This window comes from Paenibacillus sp. NN59, from assembly GCF_057597225.1.
The window spans coordinates 4,926,192-4,951,045 of the sequence record NZ_CP199678.1 but is presented as its reverse complement, the minus strand read 5'-3'; the positions used below and the strand labels follow the sequence as shown (position 1 = coordinate 4,951,045).

27 protein-coding genes are annotated in these 24,854 nt (G+C 46.8%); 23 read left to right on the top strand and 4 right to left on the bottom strand.

The genetic code is table 11. The features are described from left to right. Positions 1-93 precede the first annotated feature (93 nt). A complete protein-coding gene (locus ACT89M_RS21605) occupies positions 94-762 on the bottom strand; it encodes a phosphatase PAP2 family protein (RefSeq protein ID WP_154957965.1) in 669 nt (222 codons plus the stop codon). A gap of 178 nt (positions 763-940) precedes the next feature. Between ACT89M_RS21605 and ACT89M_RS21600 the strand changes: the two genes are divergently transcribed. Further along, complete coding sequence (locus ACT89M_RS21600; protein WP_308722939.1) at positions 941-1,513, top strand: hypothetical protein; 573 nt, start codon at positions 941-943, stop codon at positions 1,511-1,513. Positions 1,514-1,757: 244 nt separating this feature from the next. Here ACT89M_RS21600 and ACT89M_RS21595 read toward each other — a convergent pair whose 3' ends face one another. Continuing rightward, positions 1,758-2,537, bottom strand: coding sequence for an AraC family transcriptional regulator (locus ACT89M_RS21595; RefSeq protein ID WP_308722938.1), 780 nt, complete (start codon positions 2,535-2,537; stop codon positions 1,758-1,760). A 30-nt stretch (positions 2,538-2,567) separates the two neighbouring features. Beyond that, positions 2,568-3,152, bottom strand: a complete 585-nt coding sequence (locus ACT89M_RS21590) for a LysE family translocator (protein ID WP_154887626.1) — start codon at positions 3,150-3,152, stop codon at positions 2,568-2,570. 305 nt (positions 3,153-3,457) lie between these two features. Between ACT89M_RS21590 and ACT89M_RS21585 the strand changes: the two genes are divergently transcribed. The 6 genes from ACT89M_RS21585 (at position 3,458) to mmsB (ending at position 11,833) form a co-directional block, all read left to right on the top strand. Beyond that, positions 3,458-4,471 (top strand): substrate-binding domain-containing protein, encoded by a 1,014-nt coding sequence (locus ACT89M_RS21585; RefSeq protein ID WP_154887629.1) that lies wholly within the window; start codon positions 3,458-3,460, stop codon positions 4,469-4,471. Continuing rightward, entirely contained in the window at positions 4,452-6,413 is a 1,962-nt protein-coding gene (locus tag ACT89M_RS21580) for a cache domain-containing sensor histidine kinase (protein ID WP_154887631.1), read from the top strand. The genes ACT89M_RS21585 and ACT89M_RS21580 overlap by 20 nt, the downstream gene beginning before the upstream one ends. An 8-nt stretch (positions 6,414-6,421) precedes the next feature. Next, positions 6,422-7,687: a response regulator gene (locus ACT89M_RS21575; RefSeq protein ID WP_253491896.1), complete on the top strand. Its 1,266-nt coding sequence runs from the start codon at positions 6,422-6,424 to the stop codon at positions 7,685-7,687. A gap of 274 nt (positions 7,688-7,961) precedes the next feature. Beyond that, positions 7,962-9,047 (top strand): multiple monosaccharide ABC transporter substrate-binding protein, encoded by a 1,086-nt coding sequence (gene chvE / locus ACT89M_RS21570; protein ID WP_090915392.1) that lies wholly within the window; start codon positions 7,962-7,964, stop codon positions 9,045-9,047. A gap of 88 nt (positions 9,048-9,135) precedes the next feature. Continuing rightward, on the top strand, positions 9,136-10,686 hold the full coding sequence (gene mmsA / locus ACT89M_RS21565; RefSeq protein ID WP_154887636.1) for a multiple monosaccharide ABC transporter ATP-binding protein: 1,551 nt from the start codon (positions 9,136-9,138) through the stop codon (positions 10,684-10,686). After that, positions 10,670-11,833 (top strand): multiple monosaccharide ABC transporter permease, encoded by a 1,164-nt coding sequence (gene mmsB, locus ACT89M_RS21560; RefSeq protein ID WP_090915387.1) that lies wholly within the window; start codon positions 10,670-10,672, stop codon positions 11,831-11,833. The genes mmsA and mmsB overlap by 17 nt, the downstream gene beginning before the upstream one ends. A 108-nt stretch (positions 11,834-11,941) precedes the next feature. Here the strand turns inward: mmsB and mgtE are convergent, their stop codons facing one another. Continuing rightward, positions 11,942-13,312, bottom strand: coding sequence for a magnesium transporter (mgtE, locus tag ACT89M_RS21555; RefSeq protein WP_090915385.1), 1,371 nt, complete (start codon positions 13,310-13,312; stop codon positions 11,942-11,944). 162 nt (positions 13,313-13,474) lie between these two features. Between mgtE and ACT89M_RS21550 the strand changes: the two genes are divergently transcribed. The 16 genes from ACT89M_RS21550 to ACT89M_RS21475 all read left to right on the top strand — a co-directional run bounded on the left by ACT89M_RS21550 (position 13,475) and on the right by ACT89M_RS21475 (position 24,674). After that, positions 13,475-14,197 (top strand): DNA alkylation repair protein, encoded by a 723-nt coding sequence (locus ACT89M_RS21550; protein ID WP_308722937.1) that lies wholly within the window; start codon positions 13,475-13,477, stop codon positions 14,195-14,197. Positions 14,198-14,230: 33 nt separating this feature from the next. Next, the gene (locus ACT89M_RS21545) at positions 14,231-14,785 is read left to right on the top strand and encodes a methylated-DNA--[protein]-cysteine S-methyltransferase (RefSeq protein WP_308722936.1); all 555 of its coding nucleotides are present in this window, start codon (positions 14,231-14,233) and stop codon (positions 14,783-14,785) included. Between the two features lie 31 nt (positions 14,786-14,816). Then, positions 14,817-16,046, top strand: coding sequence for an amidohydrolase (locus tag ACT89M_RS21540; RefSeq protein WP_308722935.1), 1,230 nt, complete (start codon positions 14,817-14,819; stop codon positions 16,044-16,046). 206 nt (positions 16,047-16,252) lie between these two features. Beyond that, on the top strand, positions 16,253-16,681 hold the full coding sequence (locus ACT89M_RS21535) for a GNAT family N-acetyltransferase (protein ID WP_308722951.1): 429 nt from the start codon (positions 16,253-16,255) through the stop codon (positions 16,679-16,681). Positions 16,682-16,684: 3 nt separating this feature from the next. Beyond that, the gene (locus tag ACT89M_RS21530; RefSeq protein WP_308722934.1) at positions 16,685-17,155 is read left to right on the top strand and encodes a GNAT family N-acetyltransferase; all 471 of its coding nucleotides are present in this window, start codon (positions 16,685-16,687) and stop codon (positions 17,153-17,155) included. 13 nt (positions 17,156-17,168) lie between these two features. Beyond that, positions 17,169-17,597, top strand: coding sequence for a GNAT family N-acetyltransferase (locus tag ACT89M_RS21525; RefSeq protein WP_253491906.1), 429 nt, complete (start codon positions 17,169-17,171; stop codon positions 17,595-17,597). Positions 17,598-17,630: 33 nt separating this feature from the next. After that, entirely contained in the window at positions 17,631-18,362 is a 732-nt protein-coding gene (locus tag ACT89M_RS21520) for a DUF1361 domain-containing protein (RefSeq protein WP_308722933.1), read from the top strand. Continuing rightward, positions 18,359-18,991: a hypothetical protein gene (locus ACT89M_RS21515; protein ID WP_308722932.1), complete on the top strand. Its 633-nt coding sequence runs from the start codon at positions 18,359-18,361 to the stop codon at positions 18,989-18,991. Before ACT89M_RS21520 ends, ACT89M_RS21515 begins: the two co-directional genes overlap by 4 nt. A 3-nt stretch (positions 18,992-18,994) precedes the next feature. After that, positions 18,995-19,939 (top strand): GNAT family N-acetyltransferase, encoded by a 945-nt coding sequence (locus ACT89M_RS21510; protein WP_154887656.1) that lies wholly within the window; start codon positions 18,995-18,997, stop codon positions 19,937-19,939. Positions 19,940-20,087: 148 nt separating this feature from the next. Beyond that, positions 20,088-20,618, top strand: coding sequence for a DinB family protein (locus ACT89M_RS21505; protein ID WP_154887658.1), 531 nt, complete (start codon positions 20,088-20,090; stop codon positions 20,616-20,618). 185 nt (positions 20,619-20,803) lie between these two features. Beyond that, positions 20,804-21,313: a hypothetical protein gene (locus ACT89M_RS21500; protein WP_154887660.1), complete on the top strand. Its 510-nt coding sequence runs from the start codon at positions 20,804-20,806 to the stop codon at positions 21,311-21,313. Further along, positions 21,313-21,603, top strand: coding sequence for a hypothetical protein (locus ACT89M_RS21495; RefSeq protein WP_090915361.1), 291 nt, complete (start codon positions 21,313-21,315; stop codon positions 21,601-21,603). Before ACT89M_RS21500 ends, ACT89M_RS21495 begins: the two co-directional genes overlap by 1 nt. A gap of 67 nt (positions 21,604-21,670) precedes the next feature. Then, the gene (locus ACT89M_RS21490; protein WP_308722931.1) at positions 21,671-22,165 is read left to right on the top strand and encodes a DinB family protein; all 495 of its coding nucleotides are present in this window, start codon (positions 21,671-21,673) and stop codon (positions 22,163-22,165) included. A gap of 11 nt (positions 22,166-22,176) precedes the next feature. Further along, on the top strand, positions 22,177-23,049 hold the full coding sequence (locus ACT89M_RS21485; protein ID WP_253491912.1) for an aminoglycoside phosphotransferase family protein: 873 nt from the start codon (positions 22,177-22,179) through the stop codon (positions 23,047-23,049). Between the two features lie 144 nt (positions 23,050-23,193). Continuing rightward, positions 23,194-23,541, top strand: coding sequence for a hypothetical protein (locus tag ACT89M_RS21480; RefSeq protein ID WP_154887667.1), 348 nt, complete (start codon positions 23,194-23,196; stop codon positions 23,539-23,541). Positions 23,542-23,675: 134 nt separating this feature from the next. Then, positions 23,676-24,674 (top strand): endo-1,4-beta-xylanase, encoded by a 999-nt coding sequence (locus tag ACT89M_RS21475; RefSeq protein WP_090915353.1) that lies wholly within the window; start codon positions 23,676-23,678, stop codon positions 24,672-24,674. Positions 24,675-24,854: the final 180 nt, after the last annotated feature.

Here is a 24,854-nt window from a genome sequence, read left to right as displayed (position 1 = left end):
TTCAAGCAAATCAGCTTGATTTAAAAGGATAACAAAACCCCAACGATCTTTCGGTCGTTGGGGTTTTTGCGATGAAGCATATATAACATGCGACTAGGCGAAGCTTCTGGCTTGTAATTCAGACAGCCGCTGCAAATGACGTCTGTAGAACCAGATACAGGTGAATAACCAGCACCCGCTCAGAAAGTAACCGCCAACGACGTCACTAGGGTAATGTACGCCCAGATAGATCCGGCTAATGCCGATCATCAGGATAAAGGCAGCACTGGCTGCAATCATACATACACGCCCGGCAAAGGTCGGGATATGTTTCCAGATCAGAAAAGCAAGTCCACCATAAAGGCTGAACGCCGCCATGGAATGTCCGCTGGGGAAGCTGTACCCGCTTACTTCGATAATGCGGTTAATAGTTGGGCGAGCTCGTTGAAACAGCAGCTTGATCACGGCATTCAGTAGCGTAGAGCCTGCAAGCACGATGGCAAGAAAGAGCAGTTCGCGTTTGTGGCGTAGGAAAACATAGAGGATCAGCATGACAATGACCGTAATGACAACAACCTGAAGCTCACTACCAATCCAGGTGAAAAATTGCATAAATCGGGTCATTCCAGGTGATTCCATGCCTTGGATCAAGTCGATGAGTACAGCATCAAAGCGATGAATCTGGTTATCGCTAATGGACAGCGCAATGCTGATAAAAGCGGACAGGCATAACGCTGCAACGAGCAGCGGAATGGAGATTTTTTTCGTCAAATTGGGCTTCAAATGTTAAGTTCCTCCGTCATCCATGATGTTTTTGATTATAGTTATCGTTGTTGAACGAAAGTATTGTTCGCTCAAAACATAGTGTTAACATTCTACAATAAAACAAACAAAAACGAAAATGGAGACGTTAATAAGATAAGAGAGGCTTCAAGATAACTCAAAGGGGGAGAATGTAAGGATGAGGAGAGTGGGAGCGGCCGTTTTAGTTCTGTTGTTTTTTGTAGCAAATGTGATGGTTTGGCCAGGGGAGCGGGCATACGCGTGCAGTTGTGTCGAATCCAGTGTCAAGGAGAAGTTGGAAACGTATAGCGCTGTATTTACGGGGAAAGTAGTCGAGATCGGAGGCGACTCCATAATCAGTAGTAGGGAATATAAGAAATATACGCTGGATGTAGACACGACCTGGAAAGGCGTAGATGCAAAAAAGACAACCATATTGATTAATAATATGGGCGAAGGTGCCTGTGGAATAACATTGGCAAAAGATCAGTCTTATCTTATTTTTGCTAATCAGGATGATAAGGATGGCAAATTATACAGCAGCCTATGTAGCGGTAATCTTCAGATTGAACAGGCTGGAGAAGCAATTAATATGCTGGGTAAGGGCACTCCTGTAAGCTCTGATGATTTCACGGACAGCAGCAGTGGATATCGAAATCAGTGGATGATTTCGCTATATGCTGGGGGTGCAGTTGTCATACTTGCGCTGGTAGGTGGCTCGCTGTGGAGAAAGAAACAGCGGAGAGCATAATATTTATAGTTGAAGCATCTGTATTGTTATCATAGAAGAGTTGTATGTGATATATAGAAGGTTTGTATGAGAGCGGCCATATGAAGGACAAGAGCTGCAGTGAACGCAGCGTGCAGTGGAATTTACCTGACTAAACATCCCCTTATGGACCTATATACGCTCCGTAAGGGGATGTTGATTTTTCAGCTGTGTTTTTGATTTCGGTGGGTGATGACCATCCTATTCGGGATGATGCAACTCCATACTAACGCTGGAGCTGTACCATATAATCATGCGCAGTCACACCGAAGACCCGTTTGAAATGTCTGTTCAGATGGGTCAGATCGACAAAGCCGCAGTCAGCCACGGCGGTATAGATGTCTCTATGTTTCTCAAGCGATTGACGGGCATGTTCGACCTTGCAGTTCAGGAAAAATTGATAGGGTGAAAAGCCAGTATGGGCTTTGAATTCACGGATAAACTGAAACTTCGACAGGCCAAATGCCGCCGACAAATCATCCAGTTTAAGTACGTCTGCGGTGCTGCAAAACATCATTTCTTTTGCTTTGCGAACAAGACTGTCCTGAGGTTTCCAGAGACTTGCAGGCTGTTCCTCCTGAGCGAGCATATGCACCAGTTCAAACAACCGGGTGCTACACTCGGCTTCGTCCTGTCTGTGCTGCACGGCATCGTTCAGCATGAGAATGCTTCGGGCAAGCTTCGGATCATAGACGATGGGAGTGGAGAAGCGAAGTTCCTTTCTACCCATAATTTCTTCAACTAATTCAGGCTTCAGGTAAAGCATCACATAATCAATACCCTCTTTATCATAGGAACTTCCATCATGTAATTGCTCGCGGTTAAACAGCATGACGCCGTTCGGATGTGAGGCCTGATAGTGACCTTCCAGATGATATTGCTGAATGCCGCGCAGCGTTACACCTACGGCATATTCCTCATGGCAATGCTTTTTATAGGTAAAATCGGTGAAGCTGGCGGATAGAGCCAGCACGTCTTCTGATCTTTTGTAGCTAAACTGTTCCATACCGCACACCTCCTCAGATGAAATAAGTCGTTAGATCACACCTGATACAATAATGGCTGAGTATATCAAAAAAAGAGCCATCAGCATACTACATGTTCGCTGGTAACGATTCAGCAAGGATCGAAAGATCGTGCCGAACACCACCCAGCTGGAGTAAGCCAGAAAACCAATACACGTAATCAGCATAACATAGAAGAACGCAGACCATGATTCTGCAGCGACGTAAGGAAGTACATAAGCTGGAATGACGGTGAAGGTAAACAGCACCACCTTGGGATTCACGAATTGCATCATTACACCGTTCCAAAAGCCTAATATAGCCTGGGGAGCGGCTTCAGTAGAGCCCATTCGATAGACCTGATAAGCGAGGTATAGCATGTAAATGCCGCCGATGATCTGCATGACTTGCAAGATGCCTGGCAAGACGTCAGCGAGAAGCTGATTTAACAAAGCAGACGCGGTCAGCAACAGACCGAAAGCTAAGGTAGCTCCCCAGACATAAGGCATGGTGCGGCGTGCGCCTACTTTTTGTGTGGAGGAGAGAATGACAATATTGCTGGGGCCGGGTGTGAAAGTGACAACGATGCAGTAGATTAAAAAGGTTAGTATATTCATGTTAAGCTCCTTCTTCGATGATAGATTCAAATTTCACGTTCATTGTCGTAATCATACGGCGGAGCAGACCAGAGCCATAGTACATTATTGCGCAGCGGAGCTTGAGATCATGAGGCGTGTTTCTCCTAATCATTGCGCTCTCTATAAAAGTTGTGCGTATTTTATTTACACGTTAACGGAGTGCACTGTGTAAATCTTTAGTCAACTTATATAGAGAGGTTCCCTTTTTGAATGATTGCGTTTACAATCGATAACGGAGCGAGGGTTTACAGGTAGACATAGACCACTTGAGGAAGTGAATAAAAATGAAGAAAATGCTGCTGATCTATATTGTGTTGATTGCGGCGTTTGCATTGTATGTATTGAGATTTGAATATACCAGTCAGGTGAACAGCTCGTGGGAAAACCGCGGACTTCGCGGTGATCTGGGTGAGACGTACATGATGATTACGTTTCAGTCCGGGCTGGAATATTGGAAGAGTCCGCTGAAAGGTTTTGAGGATGCCGCGGATGCGCTAGGCGTGACCGTCGAATATCGGGGGGCTACACGGTATGATGCCAAAGAGCAGATCACGGTGATCGAGCAGGCCATTGCGCGCAAACCTGCAGGCATTGCTATATCCGCAATTGATCCAAAATCGTTAATTCCAGCGATCAATAAAGCAGTGGAAGCGGATATTCCTGTAATCCTGTTCGATGCCGATGCACCGGGGAGTCAGGCGTATTCTTTTTTGGGTACGGATAATTACAAGGCAGGCGTAACGGCAGCGGATAAAATGGCTGAGCTACTCGGTCGTGAAGGAGAAGTGGCTGTATTAACGTTGCCGGGACAGCAGAATCATGAGGAACGTACCAACGGATTCCGCGAAACGATTCAGCAGCGATACCCCAATATGCAAGTCGTCGAAATCGCGGATGGACATGGAGATACGTTGAAATCCCGGGATGAAACGATCCGGATGATGAAGGCACATCCGAAGCTGGCGGGTATATTTGTCACCGAGGCAACGGGAGGCGCCGGAGCCGGGGAAGCGGTTCAAAATGCAAATCCAGGCAATGGTCAGAAGCTGCACATCATTTCTTTTGACACAAATAAATCAACACTCGATCTGATCCAAAATGGCACAATATCCGCTACGATTGCACAAGGGACCTGGAACATGGGGTATTGGTCGCTTCAATATCTGTTCCATCTGCACCATCACTTGACCGTGCCTGCGCCTTCGCCTTCAGGGGAAAATGCACCGCTGCCTGTAACGGTAGATACGGGGATCTCGGTCGTGACACGTTCAAATGTGGATGATTATTATGCCAAATAAGCAGAGAACATGGCGCTCTGAGCTTGTGAACGGTGTACGCCGCCTGCGTCTGCGTAACATGCCATTACGATACCAATTGATGCTGTTATTTCTGCTTTTTGCCATCGTGCCGTCCGTCGGTTTGGGTCTGCTCGTGAATTGGACGGTAGAACGAGTCGTGGAGCGACAGGTAGAGGGACATACGATGCAGCTGATTGGCAAGGTCAATGAAGCGTTGAATACCAAGATGGAGAATTTGCAAAATATGACCTACCTGATTGCATTCGAACCAGACGTCAATGCTTTCATGGACGAGAAGATCGGTGGAGACGGGAACACACGTGAACATGAACGCGTCGAAAGACAAGCCAGCCAAGCGTATACGGAATCTGAACAGAACCGTTTGTATGGCATCAAACAGACTTTGCAAGGATTCACCACATTGTACCCGGAAATTGCGGGCATCGTGCTTGTGAACGGCAACGGTGACTATATAAGCAATGAGATGTATCCTCGAACGGAGCAACGTCTGACCGAGGAAGAGTGGTATCGGAAGGCTGCAATGCAACCAGGGATTTTCACGGTACTGGGTCAGCCGCGGGAGCGCAACATGACCACCCATGTCCGGTATAAGGATGATGAGATTGTATCGGTCGCCCGCTCTGTCACGGATGAAACGACCGGGCTCGTGAAGGGAGCTGTACTAATTGATCTCAAGCTGAGGTCCGTTTCACAGGCGGCTCGTAATGTAACCCTTGGCAAATCCGGGTATGTCATGGTCACCGATGCCGAAGGACAAAGTGTATACAGACCCGAACATCCGCTCATTGAACATATTCCGGCGAGTTGGTTTGCTTCGGGAGAGGGCGGAACGTTTACGAAAGATGTGGATGGCGAAGCGTTATTATTCATGTATCAGTCGTCTACCTTTACGGGCTGGAGAACGGTCGGGGTGTTCCCGACCAAAGAGTCGATCTCCGAGGTGCGACAGATTCAGTTTTATGTGGTTAGTTTTGTCTTTGTCGTGTGTTTGTTTGGTCTGAGTGCATCCTTGTGGTTTTCCCGTTCCATTGCGCAGCCGATCTTCCGATTGATGTCTTATATGCGCAGAGCCGAAACAGGCAATCTCAACGCAGGCCGGTGGAGTGATCGTGCCGATGAGATCGGTATGCTGGGAAATAGTTTTAACCGAATGCTGAGCCAGATTCGTCAGCTGATTACGCTGAATGAACTGAGGGAACGGCAGAAACGGGATGCCGAGATGCGCAGTTTGCAGGAGCATATCAAGCCTCATTTTTTATATAATACGCTGGATACGATTCACTGGATGGCTCGAAAAGAAGGCGCTGACGGTGTGTCTAATATGGTTGGGGCACTGTCCCGTTTGTTCCGAATCGGACTCAGCAAAGGACAGGATTATATTCCCCTACACTCCGAGCTGGAACATATCAGCAGTTATCTGCAGATTCAGCAGACCAGATATCGGGATCGTCTTGGATACACCATCCATGTCCCGGAAGAATTGCAGAACTTGTATGTACTTAAGCTGTTACTCCAGCCTTTGGTAGAAAATGCGATATACCATGGCATTAAGGGTAGACGTGGCCCAGGTCATATTGTCATAGAAGGGAATGTGGAGCAGGGGCGGCTACATCTGACAATTAAGGACGACGGAGCCGGAATGAGCGAAGAACGACTAGCGGAGATGCTACGGCTACTGGATATGCCCATGGAGAGTCTGGAATCGACCTCACCGGAGTGGACGGGTAAAAGTTACGGGATGCTGAATGTACAGGCACGATTGAGATTATCATTTGGCAGTGACTATGGGATTTGGCTGGACAGCAGGCAGGGTGAGGGAACCCGCGTTACGATTGTTCATCCATTGATGCGGGAAATGCCTGCAGCAATACTTCCACGGGTTGAGCCCCGAGATAATCAAGATCGACGAGAGAAGGAGTGAAGAGGGTCGTGGACTATACAGTGCAACCTGTCAATGTCAATGCAACGGATAACCTGTATCGAGTGCTGATTGCCGACGATGAACCGATTATTCGAGAAGGAATCCGCGAGGCTATGGATTGGGCTACACTTGGCATGGAGGTTGTCGGTGAAGCCGAGGACGGTGAAGAAGCGCTCGAACGGGCAGTTGAGTTGAATGTACATGTCGTGCTGGTCGATATGAATATGCCGTTTCTGAATGGCATTGGATTGATTCGTGCTTTACAGGAACAGTGCCCCGGGGTTCGGTACCTGATCATATCGGGGCACGATGAATTCGCTTATGCCCAGGAAGCGGTTCGTCTCGGGGTTGAGGATTACATCCTGAAGCCTGTACAAGCAGACCAATTGAGAGCTGCACTGGAGCGGTTGCGTCAGCGGCTGGATGAGGAACATCAGCGGACAGCCTATGTCAGACAGGCGGCAGAGCAGATTGAACGCAATATTCCGCTCCTTCGTCAGCGATTTTGTCAGGAGTGGATGAAAGGACAGGTAGATGGTAATAGTCTGATGGAGCAACTTGCTTTTCTACATCTGCCGTCTGTATCGCCTGTACAAGTTGGAGTGGTGCGTTGGCCTGCTGCCGAGGCGCGTCAGACCATACTGAGGGAGAATGATCGTCAGCTGTTTCTGTATGCCATGGAAAATATCATAGCAGAACTGCTCGGAGATCATCCGCACGTGCTCTTTCGTGATGCTAGTAGTGTTATCGGGATCTGCCTGTGGCAGGAGACCCCTGAGGAGATTGCACTCCTGCTGGAGCAGCAGATTAGTGCTTGCCTGAACATCGCTGTTCATGCCCATGTTGAACCTCATAGGGGGACGCTGGAAGAGGTGCCGGGTACGTATCGGCATTGCCGTGAACAGGTATATGAAGAAGTGAAGCTCTCTCCGCTCGTTCGCAGGGCAAGGCAGCTGATTCAGGAGGAGTACGCAGAACGGGAGTTGACGCTGGAATCACTCGCATCCCGTTTGCAGGTGTCGGCGGTATATCTCAGTCGTGTGTTGAAAAAAGAGTTAAACGACTCGTTCGTTACTCTTGTCACTCATACTCGTATTCGTAAAGCCGCACAGCTACTGGACTCCACGTCGCTCCCGATCCATACCATCGCTGAACGCGTAGGGTATGATACACAGCACTATTTCAGCACAGCGTTTAAAAAAACGATGGGTATCTCGCCTGCCCAATATCGTAAAAATGGCGGAACAGACAGTTCCAGCGCAGGCTCTGTGTAGATTTCGAAGCTTCATCCGAAGTATGGATATCAATAGGCTACAAACAAACCCACCTTTAAAGGTTAAACACCTGTGGTGGGTTTTTCGTTTGCCCTTTTCCATCAAAAGTTAAATTTTTATAAAAAAGGTTCAAAACCTGCAAAGACCTTGCTCGCTGCGAAATGCTACCATGAGATACAGAGAGGGACAATAAGTTAGACGATACTCTATGAGATGTAAGCGTTATCTTGAGATTCCAACTGAACGCGATGACGTGAGGAAAGGGGAACTTCATATGAAAAAAGGAGTAATACTCATCTGGCTTCTGGTAATGTCCGTCATGCTCTCAGCCTGTAATCTGGCTGAAAGTGATGTGGGAAGCAAGGAGAAAGGATATGTCGGCATATCCATGCCTACCAAATCATCGGAACGCTGGGTGGGAGACGGAGAGAATATGGTTCGTCTGTTTCAGGAGCAAGGTTACAAAACAGATCTTCAGTACGCCGAAGACGTGGTTGAGAATCAAATCTCCCAGATTGAGAACATGATTACCAAAGGCGTTGATGTCATGGTCATTGCATCTGTAGACGGAAATACGCTGACCGATGTCATCAAGAAGGCACATGACGAAGGCATTCAGGTCATCTCGTATGACCGACTTATTCGTAACACGCCATATCTGACTTACTATGCTACATTTGACAACTTTAAAGTCGGGGTGTTACAAGCCTCCTATATTGAACAGAAGCTGGGGCTTAAGGATGGCAAGGGGCCGTTTAACATTGAGTTGTTTGGTGGATCACCGGATGATAACAATGCATACTTTTTCTTCGACGGTGCGATGTCGGTGCTCAAACCGTATATTGACTCTGGCAAACTGGTCGTCCGAAGCAAACAGATGACGATGGCGCAAATTGCCACACTGCGCTGGGACGGGGCTTTGGCCCAATCAAGGATGGATAACCTGCTGAGTGCTTACTATTCAGGCGATAATCTGGATGCGGTGTTATCTCCGTATGACGGAATCAGTATCGGGATTATCTCATCTCTGAAAGGCATTGGCTACGGCAAGCCAAACAAACCACTTCCGGTTATTACGGGGCAGGATGCGGAATTGGCATCCATCAAGTCCATTGTGGCCGGAGAGCAGACCCAAACGGTCTTCAAGGATACACGTAAGCTCGCCGAGAAAACAGTGGAGATGGCTAACAGCATTTTGCAAGGAAAACAAGCAGAGGTGAATGACACAAAGTCATATAACAACGGATTAATGGTTGTTCCTGCGTATCTGCTCGACCCGATCTCTGTAGATCGTACCAATGTGGAAAAAGATATTGTAGGCAGCAAGTATTACACCAAAGAAGAAATAGGCCTACCGTAAAGTGCGATGAAATAGGTAGGGCGCTCATAAATACGATGCAAAAGATCGGTGTGCCATAACGCATCATCCAAGGAAAGGAGTACATGCCATGACGAACATTATTCTTGAAATGAAGAACATTACCAAAACGTTTCCGGGCGTCAAAGCGCTAGAGAACGTCAACCTGAAGATCCGGGAAGGCGAGATTCATTCCATCTGCGGCGAGAATGGCGCAGGCAAGTCTACGCTGATGAAGGTGCTTAGCGGAGTATACCCGCATGGAAGCTATGAAGGGGACATTTTGTTCCGCGGTAAGACGTGTGAGTTCAAAGATATCAAACAGAGCGAGGATCTGGGCATTGTCATTATTCATCAGGAGCTCGCGCTGATCCCGTATCTCTCCATTGCGGAAAATATATATCTGGGCAATGAGCGTGCAAGCAGAGGCATCGTGAATTGGAAGGAAACCTTTATCGGAACACGTGAACTACTTGGCAAAGTAGGTCTGAATGAAAACCCGAACACGCTGGTATCCAGCATCGGGGTAGGTAAGCAACAACTGGTTGAAATTGCGAAAGCGCTCTCCAAAAAAGTACGTCTGCTTATTCTGGATGAGCCTACGGCAGCGTTGAATGAAGACGACAGTGAAAATCTGCTGCAACTGATGCTGGAATTCAAAAAGCAGGGCATCGCCTGTATCCTCATCTCTCACAAGCTGAACGAGGTGTCCAAGGTCTCGGATGCGGTGACGATCCTGAGGGATGGCAAGACGATTGAAACGCTCGATATGAAAAAGGATAACGTCACCGAGGATCGCATCATCAGCGGCATGGTTGGACGGGACCTGACGAGCCGCTACCCTGAACGTCATGCCACGATTGGTGACGTGGTGCTGGAAGTAAAAGACTGGACGGTGTATCACGAGCATCAGGCCGAGCGCAAGGTGCTCGATCAGATCAACATGAACATCAGACGTGGCGAGATCGTAGGGATCGCGGGACTGATGGGCGCAGGACGTACAGAGCTTGCAATGAGTATTTTCGGCAAATCATATGGCCGTAACATCTCGGGGCAGCTGATCAAGGATGGCAAGCCGATTCAGAATAACAGTGTGACCGAGGCGATTCAGAATGGTTTTGCTTATGTGACGGAGGATCGCAAGGAATATGGCCTTATTTTGATGGATGATATCAAACGCAATATTTCCCTCACCGGACTTAGTAAACTGACCCGTAATGCCGTTGTGAACGAGCAGGAGGAAGTGCTCGTTGCGGAAGAGATGAAGAAAAGCATGAACATCAAGGCACCAAACATCCTGCAGAAAACCGGGAATCTGAGCGGAGGTAACCAGCAGAAGGTGGTACTGAGCAAATGGATTTTTGCCGGGCCGGATATTCTCATTCTGGATGAGCCGACACGCGGGATCGACGTAGGTGCCAAGTTTGAAATTTATACGATTATCCACCGGCTTGCTGCCGAAGGCAAGGGTGTGCTGGTGATTTCATCGGAGCTGCCGGAGGTTCTGGGTCTGTGTGACCGGATCTATGTGATGAATGCCGGACGAATCACGGGTGAAGTCAGCCGGGAGCAGGCATCGCAGGAAACACTGATGAGATATATGACCAAGTCTGGAGGCGGTAAGCATGGAAACGGTAACTAAACTGTTCAAAAATAATATACGTCAATATGGCATGATCATTGCCCTTGTTGTCATTATGCTTCTATTTGAGGTGTTAACTAGTGGGCTGTTGCTCAAACCAATTAATATTACGAACCTGATTTTGCAAAATAGCTACATTCTAGTCCTGGCCATTGGTATGGTGCTGGTCATTATCACAGGTCATATCGACTTGTCCGTCGGTTCCATTGCGGCCTTTGTCGGTGCTGTAGCCGCCATTATGATGGTGGATTGGCAGTTGCCAGCTTGGCTCGCAGTCATTGCTTCCCTGCTGGTCGGTGCACTCATTGGTGCATGGCAGGGCTTCTGGATTGCGTATGTGCGGATTCCCGCCTTCATTGTTACGCTTGCCGGCATGTTGCTCTTCCGTGGTCTGACGATGATTGTACTGGAAGGGCAGTCGATATCCCCTTTCCCTGCAGGATTTCAAAAGATCAGCTCCGGTTTCCTGCCGGATGTACAATTCTCAGGCATGGGTCTGGTGTCCATTATTGTGGGGATTGCGCTTACCATCTGGTACATTGTGAATGAACTGCGGGAACGAGCTTCCCAGCGCAAGTATGGATTTGAAGTAGTATCGCAAGGGCTGTTCCTGCTCAAGCTGATTGTGGTAGCAGCAGTAACCAACCTGTTCACGTTTGTACTGGCAAGTTATGCGGGTATTCCGAACATTCTGGTGCTTCTGTTTGTTCTGATCGTGGTGTATTCCTTTGTCATGAATCGTACCGTGATGGGACGTCATGTGTACGCACTCGGCGGCAATGAGAAGGCTGCAGGACTGTCTGGCGTTAAAACGAAAAAAGTAACGTTCTGGGTGTTCGTAAACATGGGTACACTTGCGGCTGTATCGGGTCTGATCTTCGCCGCACGTCTGAATGCGGCTACGCCAAGAGCGGGTACGAACTTTGAGCTGGATGCCATTGCAGCCTGCTTCATCGGCGGAGCGTCAGCTTCGGGCGGAATCGGTACCGTATTCGGTGCAATCATCGGTGGTCTGGTTATGGGTGTGCTGAACAACGGGATGTCCCTGATCGGCCTGGGTATCGACTGGCAGCAAGGAATCAAAGGATTGGTACTGCTGCTGGCAGTGGCATTTGATATCTATAATAAAAACAAACGAGCTGCTTAAGAGTAGTGGGAGCTAAAGAAAGGACCCTGATCTAATGATCAGGGTCCTTTTGGTGCATAAGAACCATAAGTCGTCCACCATATGCCGTCCGTTATACTGCACAAGAAGCTACATCAGTGCGCCTATAAAACGTGTAGCAATACCAAAGTAGATAAACAGGGACAAGATATCATTTAGTGTTGTAATTAACGGGCCGGATGCCACTGCGGGATCAACCTTGAAACGGCTGAGCAGGAGCGGGATGCATGTGCCTGTCAGTGTACCGATGATTAGCGTGAGAAACAGGGATACACCGATAATCATCCCGAGCAACCAGTCTCCTTGCCAGAAATAAGCAATGACCGTAATGAGCAGACCGCAGACAAGACCGATCATCGTACCAACTTTAATCTCTCGTCCAATCAAGGCGAGTACCGTTGACTTGTCCAGCTTGCGTCCAATAAGTCCGCGTACGACGACAGCAAGGGATTGCGTCCCTGTATTTCCCGTCATACCCGCAATCATAGGCATGAAGAACGCAAGAGCCACAACCTGATTCAGTGTATCTTCAAAAAAATCCACAATGCTTCCCGAGATCAAGCCGATCAATAACAGCAAAATAAGCCAAGGCAACCTTCGTTTGACCGCAACGAGCGGTTTGGTATCAAAATCAATATCTTTACCGCCACCGCCCATTTTGGCGAGGTCTTCGCTGGCCTCATCCATAATGATGTCAATGACGTCATCCATCTGGATGATCCCGCACAGCCTATTATTCTCATCGACGACCGGAACGGCGATGAATTCGTAACGTTGGAGCAACTGGGCAGCCTCTTCCTGATCCATATCTACGGTGGCGTGAATGACACGTCTGGTCATCAGTTGTTCCACTTTGGTTTTGTCATCGGCCAGAGCAAGCGAGCGGTAACTAACGACACCAGCTAGCTTACCTTCATCGTCAATGACATAAAGGTAACTGGACGGGGAGAGGTGCAGCGTACCTTGTGATTGCTTCAGTGCTTCCTTCGCTGTGTCGTGGGTGGACAACGTACGATAGCGGTCGGTCATGATCCGTCCGGCAGTTTCTGGTGGATAACTGAGTACAGAGCGAATGATAGCAGAATGATCCAGATTCATGCTGGATAACAATTCTTCCCTGCGTTTTGCGGGCAGGTCGTGCATGAAGCGAATGAGGTCACTTTTGTCCATCTGCTGCATGACTTCCAGCGTACGCTCTGGTCCGAGTCGTTCAAACAGTTCAGCCTGCTCGTGCAGCTTTAAGTTTTCGGCCAGATCGGCAAGTGTATCCGGTTTAAATAGAAGAAGAAAACGATTCTTTTCGTCTTCAGGGAATTTTTTATAGATGAGTGAAAGATCATAGGGACGCAGTTCCTTCACCAGTTTATAGAATTCCGGCAGATTCTGGGATTGTACATGCTGTGTCAGTTGCTGGGTGATCTCCTCAACGGAGAGCTCTTTATTGGTTTGAGAACCGTTCATAATGACACTCCTTTCCTGAATGGTGCGCTTCATATTTTTAAACGGAATGCATTCGTTGTTAAACAATATTGAAATCTTGCTCAAACATTCGAGATGGGCTTACAAAAGAAAGCACTCAGGATATACTTGTTTTACAGTAATCAACGAGGAGGTCCAGTGCCCTTGGAAACCGATATTCGAACACAACTGCTCAGCCTGGCTGAGCCGGAATACCAGAAATTCGCGGCTTCCCTTATACCGAATATTTCAAACGTGATGGGTGTGCGCTTGCCGACGATCCGCAAAATAGCCAAACAGATTGCCGTTGCAGACTGGCGTACGTACCTGGATACGGCGCAGGATGACTATTTTGAAGAAGTAATGTTGCAAGCAATGGTCATTGGTCACGTTCAAGCAGATCTGGACGAAATGTTAAAACGTATTGCGGCTTTTGTACCCAAAATGGATAACTGGTCGGTATGTGACAGCTTCTGTGCCGGACTGAAATATACGAAAGTGCATATGGATGCGATGTGGAACTTCATTCAGCCTTATATCAAGTCGGATCAGGAATATGAAATTCGGTTTGGCGTGGTCATGCTGTTGAACTTTTATCTGGAGCCGCATTATATTCATCAGGTGTTGCCGTTACTTGATCAGATTAAACATGAGGCCTATTATGTGAAAATGGCGGTGGCCTGGGCGATCTCGATCGCGTATGTGAAGCAACCTGAGGTGACCATGCCGTATTTGCAAAACAATACGCTTGACGATTTTACGTACAACAAAGCACTCCAGAAGATTACGGAATCGTACCGCGTGACACCGGAGGACAAACAAGTGATCCGCAGCATGAAACGCAAGGTGAGCAAACAGACAAGTGCTCCCAAACAGACAAGCTCCTGACTCAGATATATATAAAGAAAGGTCGAATATGAAATGAGACAAAAGATGATGTATGCCACGATGTTGCTGGACGGTCGTCCCTGGAGTCTGCTTGCGACCGAAAAGGGACTGTGCCGGATCGTTATGCCGAACGAAACGCTGGAAGACTGGCACGGCTGGATTAGTAAAATTGCCCCGGGTGTTAAACTTGAAGAGAATGAGCAGGCATTAAGACAGACGGGCATGATGGACTGGCTGGAGTCCTATTTTGCAGGGGAAAAGACAGCATACACAGAGGACATCCCGCTTGACCTGATCTGTACCGAATTTCAGCAACAGGTATGGAAAGCGCTCGGGCGTGTGCCATACGGTGAGACACGTACCTATGGGGATATCGCTGCCGTGATCGGACGACCTTCGGCTGTGCGGGCTGTAGGTGCGGCGAACGGGGCGAACCCCATTCCAGTGTTACTGCCATGCCACCGGATTATTGGTGCCAATCGCAAGCTGACGGGTTTTCGTGGTGGTCTCGAGATGAAGCGCAGATTACTCGATATTGAACAAATTGAGGGCGTGACAGATGGCGGACATGCACGGTTTAATTTTTAATTAAAGAGAAGAGAGAAATGAGGGAAAGACAATGCAACAGCAACAGGCATTCTGGCTGACCAATGTAAGATTGGAACAAGGATATATTCGTGAAGGAGCAGAGGTGACGGGCACACAAACGGGTCTTGCTCATCTGCGGATTGAGAACGGAGTTATTGCTGCCATTGTGGACGCAAAGGCGCAATTGACAGAAGAATTGCCGCGAGTGGATGGCAAAGGTTTGTTATTGTTGCCTTCGTTTGAAGAAGCACATATTCATCTGGACAAAACCTATTATGACGGGCCATGGAAAGCGGTCAGACGCAGCTCCAGCATCTTTGATCGTATTGAAGAGGAGAAGGTATTACTACCCAAATTGTTACCCGATGCAAAACGGCAGGCAGAAAGCATCCTTGCACTAATACAGGGTTACGGCTCTACACACGTTCGCGCGCACTGCAATATTGAGCCAGTCAGTGGATTAAAACGTTTGGAAGCAACCAAGCAAGCCCTGGAGAGTTACACAGGTAAAATATCTTCAGAGATTGTCGCGTTCCCTCAGCATGGGCTGTTACGATCCAGCTCGGTCGAACTCATGGGACAAGCCATGACAGAGGGTGCAACACATGTAGGCGGACTTGATCCGTATACCGTAGATGAGAACATCGAAAAATCGCTGCATACCATGGTGGAACTGGCAGTCAAACATCAGGCAGGGATCGATATGCATTTGCATGATGGTGGCGAAGCTGGCAAGCAAACGTTACTGGAACTTGTAAGGTTGACTGAAGAAGCAGGGCTTCAGGGTCAGGTGACGGTTAGCCACGCGTTCTGGTTTGCAGGAGCGGAGAAAAAGGAAGCCGAGGAGATGGCGAGCCGCATGGCATCGCTGGGAATGAGCGTGGCTTCAACCGTGCCGATGGGCAGAACGATGATGCCGCTTCCGATGTTGCAACGTGTGGGTGTAAACGTGAAACTGGCGACAGACAGTCTGACGGATCACTGGTCTCCTTTTGGTAGTGGAGATATGCTTGAAAAGGCTGGACGCTTCGCCGAGCTGTATGGATATAGCGACGAGTTATCGTTGTCCCAGTCAATAGCTACGATTACGGGCGGAGTGACTTCGCTGAATGCAGCAGGAGAGAGCGTATGGCCAAAGGCAGGCGATGTAGCAAGCTTTGTTCTGGTGCAGGCGAGTTGTGCAGCCGAAGCGGTGGCAAGGCGATCTGGAAGGCTGGCTGTGTGGTATCAAGGACACTTGGTAAGTGGATCGCTAGCGTAACAGGCATCCCCTTAAGATGTAATGAACAGAATAAAGGTTAAAGATTAAGCTACGGATACCGTGGCTTTTTTTGCATGAATAGGCATGAGTCGTGTGGAACTATTTTAGCTCAACATATATAGCCCATACAGAGGAAGAAATTATACGCATAACCCACATTCTGGGTTATGATAGATTATGATTTTACTATTGAAGGAGTTAATCCTATGAACATTACATATGCTTCGCAGGCAGACCATGCATATATCGTTGAAAAAGATCGGCATATCCATCCCACACTTGTTGAGACGAAAATAAAAGAGAAGGAAATATATATCCTCTGGGAAGACGAGGCAAGGATTGGCTGGATGAGATATGGATACTTTTGGGATAACACGCCTTTTATGAACATGATTTGGATCGATGAGCCGTTTCGTGGCCGTGGATCAGGACAACGTGTCGTACAGTATTGGGAAAATGAAATGAAAAAGAAGGGCTTTGATACGGTTATGACTTCTACGCAGTCTGATGAGAGTGCTCAACATTTCTATCGTGGAATGGGATATGTGGATGCAGGAGCTTTACTGTTAGATACACAGCCATTAGAAATTATACTGATGAAGAAAATTGAAGTAGTGATAGATGAAGGAGAATAAGATATGCGTGATAACATGATGGAGAAACAAGTCACTTTGCAACCGGTTACACAGGAAAATGAAAGTGAGTGCATCCTTCTGCAACCGAAGGAAGATCAGCTCACACTGGTAGCGAGCAATGCGGATTCCTTAATCCATGCGACCAAGGAAGTAACTTCAAGACCTTACGGGATCTATGCAGGGAATGAGATGGTCGGGTTTATTTTATTTGATAACGAGATCTATACAGATGGGCATTATTGGATTCTTCGTTTTATGATTGATGGAAAACATCAGGGTCAAGGTTATGGGAAACGTGCCATCCAGGAAGTTATTCACATGTTGCAGGAGCGAAGGGATTGTCGGCAAATCAGGGTATCTCATATCCCGCATAATGTTGCGGCTAATGCACTGTACAAGCGTTGTGGGTTTCAGGAAACAGGAGAATTAGAGGATAATGGTGACATTATTTTAGGTTATCAAGTTAGAGAGTAGAGGTGGCAAAAAAATGATCAGAGAAGCCGAAGCCAGGGATGCAGCAACTATTGACAAATTGTACAGGGAGCTGTTGCCCAACCACGCGCATACTGAGGTGCTTGCTGAACGAATTGAAGAGATCAGGCGTCACGAACACAGCTTCCTTTTTGTGTACGAAGTCCGGGAGCAGGTGGTAGGTACGGCACATTTACATATCTGCCTAGACGCTCTGGCAGGAAATCGGCCGTTTGGTTTGGTTGAAAGGGTTGTTATGTCTAGCGAGTTGCAGGGCAACGGATACGGAACAGAATTAATGGAACATGTGGAACAGGTATGTTTGCAGGTGAATGCATCCAAGATCCTCCTCGCTAGCGGAGCTTCCAGGCAAGGGGCCCATCAATTTTATCGAAAGCTAGGATACGATGGCGAGTCCAGCAAAGCCTTTAAAAAATATCTATAAATTTATTTCCAGAAGAAGGACTAGTCCAACAAGATGATAGATAAACATGATCGAATTTTGAACAATAGATTTATTGCCTTAGCGTTCTCATTGCTACTTACGACGTTATGCTGTCTTGGCATTGCGGTGTATCTGCGTGCAAAGTCAGGATCGAATATGTATGCCTTCCTAGACTGGGATATGTTTCTGGCATGGGTTCCGTTTCTCATTTCAACGATGATTGCTCTTATCTTTCGACGTAAGGCTGTGAGACCCGGATGGATGGGCATGACGTTGACAGGTTTGCTCGGAATGATCTGGCTGTTCTTTCTGCCTAACGCGGCCTATCTGTTTACAGAAATGTTGCATGCATTCCGGTATTTTACTGCTCAGCCTGAGAGTGCTTTTTGGTTCGAGATGGATTTCTGGTACAGTCTGACCCTTACGTTTGGTGTAGCTATTTTAGGGTTGATGCTCTCCACATGTTCTATAAGGCAAATAGAACATGTGCTGCAATTGTTCGTACACAGGTTCGTTTGCTGGATTATTGTCGGATTCATTTTACTTCTAAGTTGTCTGGGCGTATATATCGGGAGATTTAATCGCTGGAATTCATGGGATATCGTGTCCAGACCCGGGCAGGTTGTTATCGATTTGATGAATGATTTTAGTTCAGAAAGCGGTCTTCCGGTGGCGTTTGTTACGCTGATGTTTGTGATCCAGGCATTTGCATATGTCATTATTTCATTGATAAGTGGTTCGATTACTCGGGAGGTAAGAAAATGAGCAATACTTCTGATTTTATCCATCAATTGCCCAGCATTTCTGAATGTCAGCGAATCTTCAAGGCAGTAGCGATGCTGGATGCAATTCTAATGCCAGAATGGGAGTACAGGTATTATTCGTACAATGCGCAGTGGGATGCGAACGAACAGATGGCTTCGATGAGAGATAAGGAGGGAGATCACTATTTCGCGTTATTTGATTCGAGCAACCGTTTAATCATCAAAGGTTACGACAAAGCTTATGCTTCCCTACATAAAGATCAACTTGGTGATGTATTGGAGGGTGTGCCGGCAGATTTCAAAAAGACGTTTCTGGACGAGCCTGCTTTTATGATGGATCAGATCACCTTCTGCGTCTGGCATGAAAAGGTACATAACGAGTGGACTTCGAGTCAACAGCTCGCGGATGAAGCTTATGTTCTTCTACAAGTTCTTGTGGGCGGTGCGGAGCACTACCATGCCTGGGCTCAGGAATACTATGAGATTGAACTTAATTTAGAGCCGATCCAGCATGTTTTTGCCATGAAACCGTTGAACGAACGACTGTTGCAGGCATTAAACCCGGAGATCGAGTTAGATGAGTTGGAAGAGGACATCGCGGAAATCGGATACCCGGTTAAGGAGGAATGACATATGACTTTGACAGAGTGGTCTGCTGACACGCTTCAATATGATTTATCAGATGAATACTCAATTCGGCTTGCGGATGTTACGGAGTGGGGGTTATTTTGCACCATTTATTATGATATGGGATACGTCGGATTTTTTAGGGAAGAAGAATTCAGTTCCTCAAGATGCAGTGCGTACTGGATCTATCGCGGGGAAAGTAAAATAGGTGGTGTGCGAATGGAGCCTAACAAGATGTATCATTTGTTTCTCATCCCGCCATTCCAGCAAGGCTTTGAGATCGTGAAGCTGCTGAAACAGAAATTAATGCAGTGGTCGGATCGGAGTAAACGAATTCTGACATTTGAGATTCTACCAGGTCAAGTGGACTGGTTTGCGAGAGCGGGATTTTGGCCGGCCGAATTCAGATGCCGCTGGATGCAGCGTCCTACGGATCATTTCGAGGTGGATTGGGACAGCAGGGTGACTGTTAAGAGCCCAGAGATTATTGGAAAAGAATCAGGTGGCTTCAAATATGTAAACGAAGAGGAAATTGCCCAGTGTGATCTGGAAAGTTTCGGTGGAAGTCTAGAAGCAACGCGCAGAAAGCAGAGCTCTCTTGAAGATTTTACACCTGACGAAGATCCTAATTATACCAATGAAATCCTGACTCAGGCATCTACATTGGTATACGATCAAGCAACGGGTCAATTGGTCGCCAACTGCCGCTTATGTCTACAGGACAATCAGGCTGCGGTATACAGTATAGGCGTAATCCCCTCGTACAGAGGCAGAGGAATTGCTACCCAAATGTTACAAAGAGCATTAACGATGCTCAAGGGGCACTATCCATTTTTGCGACTGTATGTGATGGAAGGCAATGATGCCGAGTCTGTATATCTGAATCTGGGTTTTGTTCAAGGTGTGCAGGAGATTCAGACGATGTATGTTCCTGAGGAGAAAGCGGAATGAAGGTTGCCATTTTAACCGATATTCACGGAAATGCTCCCAGGAGTTCCTTATGACAACAGGTAGCATCTTCAAGCTTATCGAAAAGGAAAATTATTAACGACAGGGGCGATCTGGTGAGATCGCCTTATCTTGTTGAAGAGGTGAGGGTATGATTCATGATTTAAAAGGGGAGGAAAATATGTCTTCTGTCACGGGGATGCTTTTCGCCGTGGTTAAAGAGAACAGTGATCGCCTGAAATCCATCACGGATTCCATGTCACAGGAGGAGGTCGATTACAGAGGACCTGGCAACCTATATAACAGTACAGCTCAGTTACTGAGACATATCACGTTCGTTGACCTGAACTGGGTGTATCGCATCAAAGGAAAAACGTTACCTTACGATATGTTGGAGCAATACGGTCCCATGATTGATGAAAACAACAAACTTCCTTTCATAGCGGGGATATCCAGAGACACCCTTATTTCTCAACATCAGTTGATCATGAACATGCTACAGGAAACGTGCACAATTCTTACGGATGCGGATATGGATATCGTAGTTGCTTTCGGGCATAGGAATGAAAAGCAAGCTTCTGTTCGCTGGGGACTTTGGCACATGGCTGACCACAATCGTTATCATCAGGCGCATATAAATCAGTTGCGGAAATGGTTCCATACTCATACATCTGATCGATGAAGAGAGGCTGCCATTGAATAAATGATAAAATAGGTTGTAACTAAAGTTCAATTCAGGTTGTTTTTATTATAAGAATAGTGGAAGCCCGTGGAAACGTGGAACAGAAGATTATAGAACATCATAATTCGGTGCTGAGCATGTTTGCTCATGTGGTGGACATGGCACACATTACGAGGTGATGAAGAATGAATAACACACGAAATATCAAACGATTCTGGTTGATTATAGGCATTATGGCAACTGCGCTAGCCCTGTACTTCGTGTATATGAACAACCGGTTTGTGGATATTGAAACCCCTTTATCTAGCGCGGAGGTTGTCCGTGCAGATACGAGCAAAGCGATATATACCAAGGGTGGCAGCGGAGTACAGATCCGTTTTGATGCAGCTGTTTTAAATGAAGCAGAAACAAGCAGAGTTGTTGATTGGTTGAATGAAGCTCCAGCGTCAGCGAAGACGGCTGTAGATCGCATTGAGGGCAGCATTCATATGGGCATCGCTCTGAGATTGAAGCATAACAATCAGGTCATGATACAATACAACGGCAAACAGATTTATGTTACGAAGATTGGCCGTTTCAGCAAAATTTCGAGGTACGCACTGCACCATCAGGCGTTGGAGAGTTACCTGGATCAAGAGCTGGAGGGAACCTATTACGGAGGAAATCTGGCTAAGGAGGAACAGGGGGAGACATAATGAAGATACATAAAAAAATATTCAATTTGTCGGCTTGGCTCGCTGTATTGGCTGTCTTTTTTATTCCGGGAACGCTGAATAATGATAACGAACCTTTACGAACCGAGTATGGATTCCCGCTTCGTTTTTTGACGGACTATCATGTCTCGAATTCAAACGGATCAATCTGGTTTATATCCAATATGCATATTAATTTACTGGTTTATTTCGTGAATGTTCTATTTATTTATGCTGGAATACATGTGATTGTCTATATCAAAAAAAGATTAACTAACAAATCAGTGGAATGAATAATAATTTATTGAATTGATCAAGAAGCTTTAATGACCTAAGTACAGCAACATAGGAGGCTACGGTATGGAAACCTTTTTTCGATACAACTGGATCGTGCGTGAACAGTGGTATGCATGGTGTGCAGACCTGCCGCCAGAAGAATTACTTCGACCGCGTATAGGTGGTGTGGGAAGTATCCTGAAGACTTTTTTTCATATCATTGATGTGGAGTGGAGCTGGCTTCAACTGTTACAAGGAAAACCGGATACTGCGGAGGATTTTGCAAACTACCAGACGCTCGAAGCTGTTCGTGAGCTGGACCATAAGCTACATCAAGATGTGGAAGCATTTGTTTTATTGTGGGAGCCGAGTATGGAAAAGAGAACTTACATCGACCGCCGAACCGACGGACACGTGCATATCGATGCTTGGGGCGAAGTTATGCGTCATGTAATTGCACATGAAATTCATCATATAGGGCAGTTATCTGTATGGGCAAGAGAACTTGGCCGAGAGCCCGTATCTGCTAATGTTATAGGCAAAGGATTGATTGAACCTAACCATGATGAAGGGCCGTGAGGTGAGTACAAGTGATACAACTTAGCAGTATCCGCTGGGTTCAACTGGATGAAGCGATTCGGCAGGGAATAGGTCAGGAGCATCGGATGATCCCGCTTAAGCCTGGATTGGAAGCGGATGTTATGCGTGTTGAACTTCATGATCAGCTGTACGTACTGAAAATCTGGAATAAGGACTCACACCCGGATATTAGAAAACAATATCAGTTGTTGCACGAGCTGAGTCAAAGCGGGATTCAGGTTTCCAAGCCATATGGCTGGGGAACAGATGAACATCAGAATCAAGTGCTACTAACAAGTTACGATGGTGTGCCGGTTACCCGGCTAGATCATGGAATATTAAGACGGCTTGCTCAGACTTTAAATGATATCCACCAGCATCCAATCCGTGTTAAACAGCCGCAAACGAAAGAAGCAAAGCAAGATTACATTCCTCATTACAATTTTATCGACTATTTTTTTCCTCAGCTGGCTAAGCACCGAGATATCCATCACATTGTTCATGACTTAATGAAACGTGTAAAGATCAGACAGGATGACTTCATTCATGGTGACTACAACCTAGGAAATATCGTAGAGATGGATGGAAAATACACCGTTATAGACTGGACCAACGGACAGTACGGAGACCCGAGATATGATGCGGCATGGTCTGTTTTTCTAATCACCATCTATAACGGAAGAGAGTTGGGAATGTTTTATCAGGCCGAATTACGAGCGGCTGCCGGCAATACGCTGGACGAGGAGGAGGGGTTTGAAGCATTGGCCTGGTTACGCTGGGTGTTGCTCTCGCGCGAAGGCGATGTTCCGAGAAATGCAGAAGTCATGCGGCGAGTGTTTGATGTAGCTACTCATAACCCTTACCTCCAAGCAGACTTGTTGTAAATGAAATATCCTCCCTATAGAATTTTTTCTTAAAGTCCTAAAATTACGATTTGGTATTCGAAATATCTTTTTAAGGTGGCCTACAAGCCTGTCCTAAACTCATATTTTCTGCATACCTATGGTAGTAGAGGAGTGTGATAAATAATGGAACAGAAGGTGCAGGCTTACTTTGAACTAAAACAGCAGCAGAAAGAGATCGAACAACAGTTATCTGTATTGAGAGATGAGATTGTGGCGTACTGTGCGCAGCAAGGGGTGTATGAGACCGAAGTAGGCGGATATAAGGTGAAAACGGTGCTCCAGCACCGCAAGGAATATGACGATCAGAAGCTATATGCATCCCTGCCCGACCCGGAGATTTGGAGGCTGCTGTCCAAGGTGGACAGCCATAAGCTGAAAAGCCTGATCAAGCTTAATGTACTCTCTGAAGAACAAGTCAGCCCGGCATGTACAGTGAAGCAAGTGACTTTGCTACAGATAGACAAGTTATAACGTATATTGCCTGTATTTCTTCTTTTTGTGCTGAAATTGGTAGAATTTCAGGGGGGAGAAGGTTTATTTTGTTCAGGGAAAGCGCATTCATTTTACGTTATGATGAAGAAATAAATCTGCGAGGAGGAACCAGGATGTCTACCGAAATTCCGTCCCTACATACTGCTTATGCCGATGCGTTCAAAATAGGTGCAGCAGTACATACAAGAATGCTACAATCCGAAGGGGAATTTATTGCGAAGCACTATAATAGTGTTACTGCGGAGAATCAGATGAAGTTTGAAGAAGTTCATCCGCGAGAACATGAATATACGTTTGAGGCAGCAGATGAGATTGTTGATTTTGCAGTGGGCCGTGCGATAGGTGTACGTGGTCACACGTTGGTATGGCACAACCAGACGCCGGCATGGGTGTTTGAGGATGCTTCCGGCGGACCGGCTTCGAGGGAACTGATGTTGTCCCGCTTGAAGCAGCATATCGATACCGTTGTTGGCCGTTACAAAGGACAGATCTACGCATGGGATGTGGTAAACGAGGCGATCGAAGACAAGACTGACGTGATCATGCGAGATACAAAATGGTTGCGATTGCTGGGAGAAGATTACCTGGCACAGGCATTCCATATGGCTCATGAAGCTGATCCTGATGCATTGCTGTTTTACAACGATTACAACGAGACTAATCCGGTCAAACGGGAGAAAATATACAATCTAGTAAAATCACTGCTGGATCAAGGGGTTCCGGTTCATGGTATTGGAATGCAGGGTCATTGGAATATTCATGGACCGTCCATAGAAGAGATCCGTGAAGCCATTGAACGTTATGCTTCACTGGATGTGCAGCTTCACGTCACTGAATTGGATGTATCTGTGTTTCAACATGATGATACGCGAACTGATCTGACAGAGCCAACGTCTGAGATGATGGAGCTTCAGGAGAAACGGTATGAGGAGATTTTCAAGCTGTTCCGGGAGTATCAATCCAATATTACTTCTGTAACATTCTGGGGTGCGGCTGATCATTATACGTGGTTGGATCATTTCCCGGTACGTGGCCGCAAAAACTGGCCATTTGTGTTCGATACCAAGCAGCAACCGAAGGATTCATTTTGGCGCATTCTCGGGCAAAAGTAAGAAGAAAGCTAAGGCAAAATTTCAGGCTCAATTTAAATATACGTTTAAGCTAAGCATACAGCGCTCTGCTGAGTGTTTCGGAATTACAGCCTTACATGCGGACCCCATAAAAAGGGTTAAGCCTGTAAGGCTTTTTTGAAGTATCTTATATATAGAGCAGATTTATTCGAATAATAGCAT

Excerpts from the sequence above, each read along its gene's own strand:
- ACT89M_RS21600 (WP_308722939.1), top strand. The coding sequence starts at position 941 with ATGAGGAGAGTGGGAGCGGCCGTTTTAGTTCTGTTGTTTTTTGTAGCA.
- ACT89M_RS21595 (WP_308722938.1), bottom strand. The coding sequence starts at position 2,537 with ATGGAACAGTTTAGCTACAAAAGATCAGAAGACGTGCTGGCTCTATCC.
- ACT89M_RS21590 (WP_154887626.1), bottom strand. The coding sequence starts at position 3,152 with ATGAATATACTAACCTTTTTAATCTACTGCATCGTTGTCACTTTCACA.
- ACT89M_RS21585 (WP_154887629.1), top strand. The coding sequence starts at position 3,458 with ATGAAGAAAATGCTGCTGATCTATATTGTGTTGATTGCGGCGTTTGCA.
- ACT89M_RS21580 (WP_154887631.1), top strand. The coding sequence starts at position 4,452 with ATGATTATTATGCCAAATAAGCAGAGAACATGGCGCTCTGAGCTTGTG.
- chvE (WP_090915392.1), top strand. The coding sequence starts at position 7,962 with ATGAAAAAAGGAGTAATACTCATCTGGCTTCTGGTAATGTCCGTCATG.
- mmsA (WP_154887636.1), top strand. The coding sequence starts at position 9,136 with ATGACGAACATTATTCTTGAAATGAAGAACATTACCAAAACGTTTCCG.
- mmsB (WP_090915387.1), top strand. The coding sequence starts at position 10,670 with ATGGAAACGGTAACTAAACTGTTCAAAAATAATATACGTCAATATGGC.
- mgtE (WP_090915385.1), bottom strand. The coding sequence starts at position 13,312 with ATGAACGGTTCTCAAACCAATAAAGAGCTCTCCGTTGAGGAGATCACC.
- ACT89M_RS21545 (WP_308722936.1), top strand. The coding sequence starts at position 14,231 with ATGAGACAAAAGATGATGTATGCCACGATGTTGCTGGACGGTCGTCCC.
- ACT89M_RS21540 (WP_308722935.1), top strand. The coding sequence starts at position 14,817 with ATGCAACAGCAACAGGCATTCTGGCTGACCAATGTAAGATTGGAACAA.
- ACT89M_RS21535 (WP_308722951.1), top strand. The coding sequence starts at position 16,253 with ATGAACATTACATATGCTTCGCAGGCAGACCATGCATATATCGTTGAA.
- ACT89M_RS21530 (WP_308722934.1), top strand. The coding sequence starts at position 16,685 with ATGCGTGATAACATGATGGAGAAACAAGTCACTTTGCAACCGGTTACA.
- ACT89M_RS21525 (WP_253491906.1), top strand. The coding sequence starts at position 17,169 with ATGATCAGAGAAGCCGAAGCCAGGGATGCAGCAACTATTGACAAATTG.
- ACT89M_RS21520 (WP_308722933.1), top strand. The coding sequence starts at position 17,631 with ATGATAGATAAACATGATCGAATTTTGAACAATAGATTTATTGCCTTA.
- ACT89M_RS21515 (WP_308722932.1), top strand. The coding sequence starts at position 18,359 with ATGAGCAATACTTCTGATTTTATCCATCAATTGCCCAGCATTTCTGAA.
- ACT89M_RS21510 (WP_154887656.1), top strand. The coding sequence starts at position 18,995 with ATGACTTTGACAGAGTGGTCTGCTGACACGCTTCAATATGATTTATCA.
- ACT89M_RS21505 (WP_154887658.1), top strand. The coding sequence starts at position 20,088 with ATGATTCATGATTTAAAAGGGGAGGAAAATATGTCTTCTGTCACGGGG.
- ACT89M_RS21500 (WP_154887660.1), top strand. The coding sequence starts at position 20,804 with ATGAATAACACACGAAATATCAAACGATTCTGGTTGATTATAGGCATT.
- ACT89M_RS21495 (WP_090915361.1), top strand. The coding sequence starts at position 21,313 with ATGAAGATACATAAAAAAATATTCAATTTGTCGGCTTGGCTCGCTGTA.
- ACT89M_RS21490 (WP_308722931.1), top strand. The coding sequence starts at position 21,671 with ATGGAAACCTTTTTTCGATACAACTGGATCGTGCGTGAACAGTGGTAT.
- ACT89M_RS21480 (WP_154887667.1), top strand. The coding sequence starts at position 23,194 with ATGGAACAGAAGGTGCAGGCTTACTTTGAACTAAAACAGCAGCAGAAA.
- ACT89M_RS21475 (WP_090915353.1), top strand. The coding sequence starts at position 23,676 with ATGTCTACCGAAATTCCGTCCCTACATACTGCTTATGCCGATGCGTTC.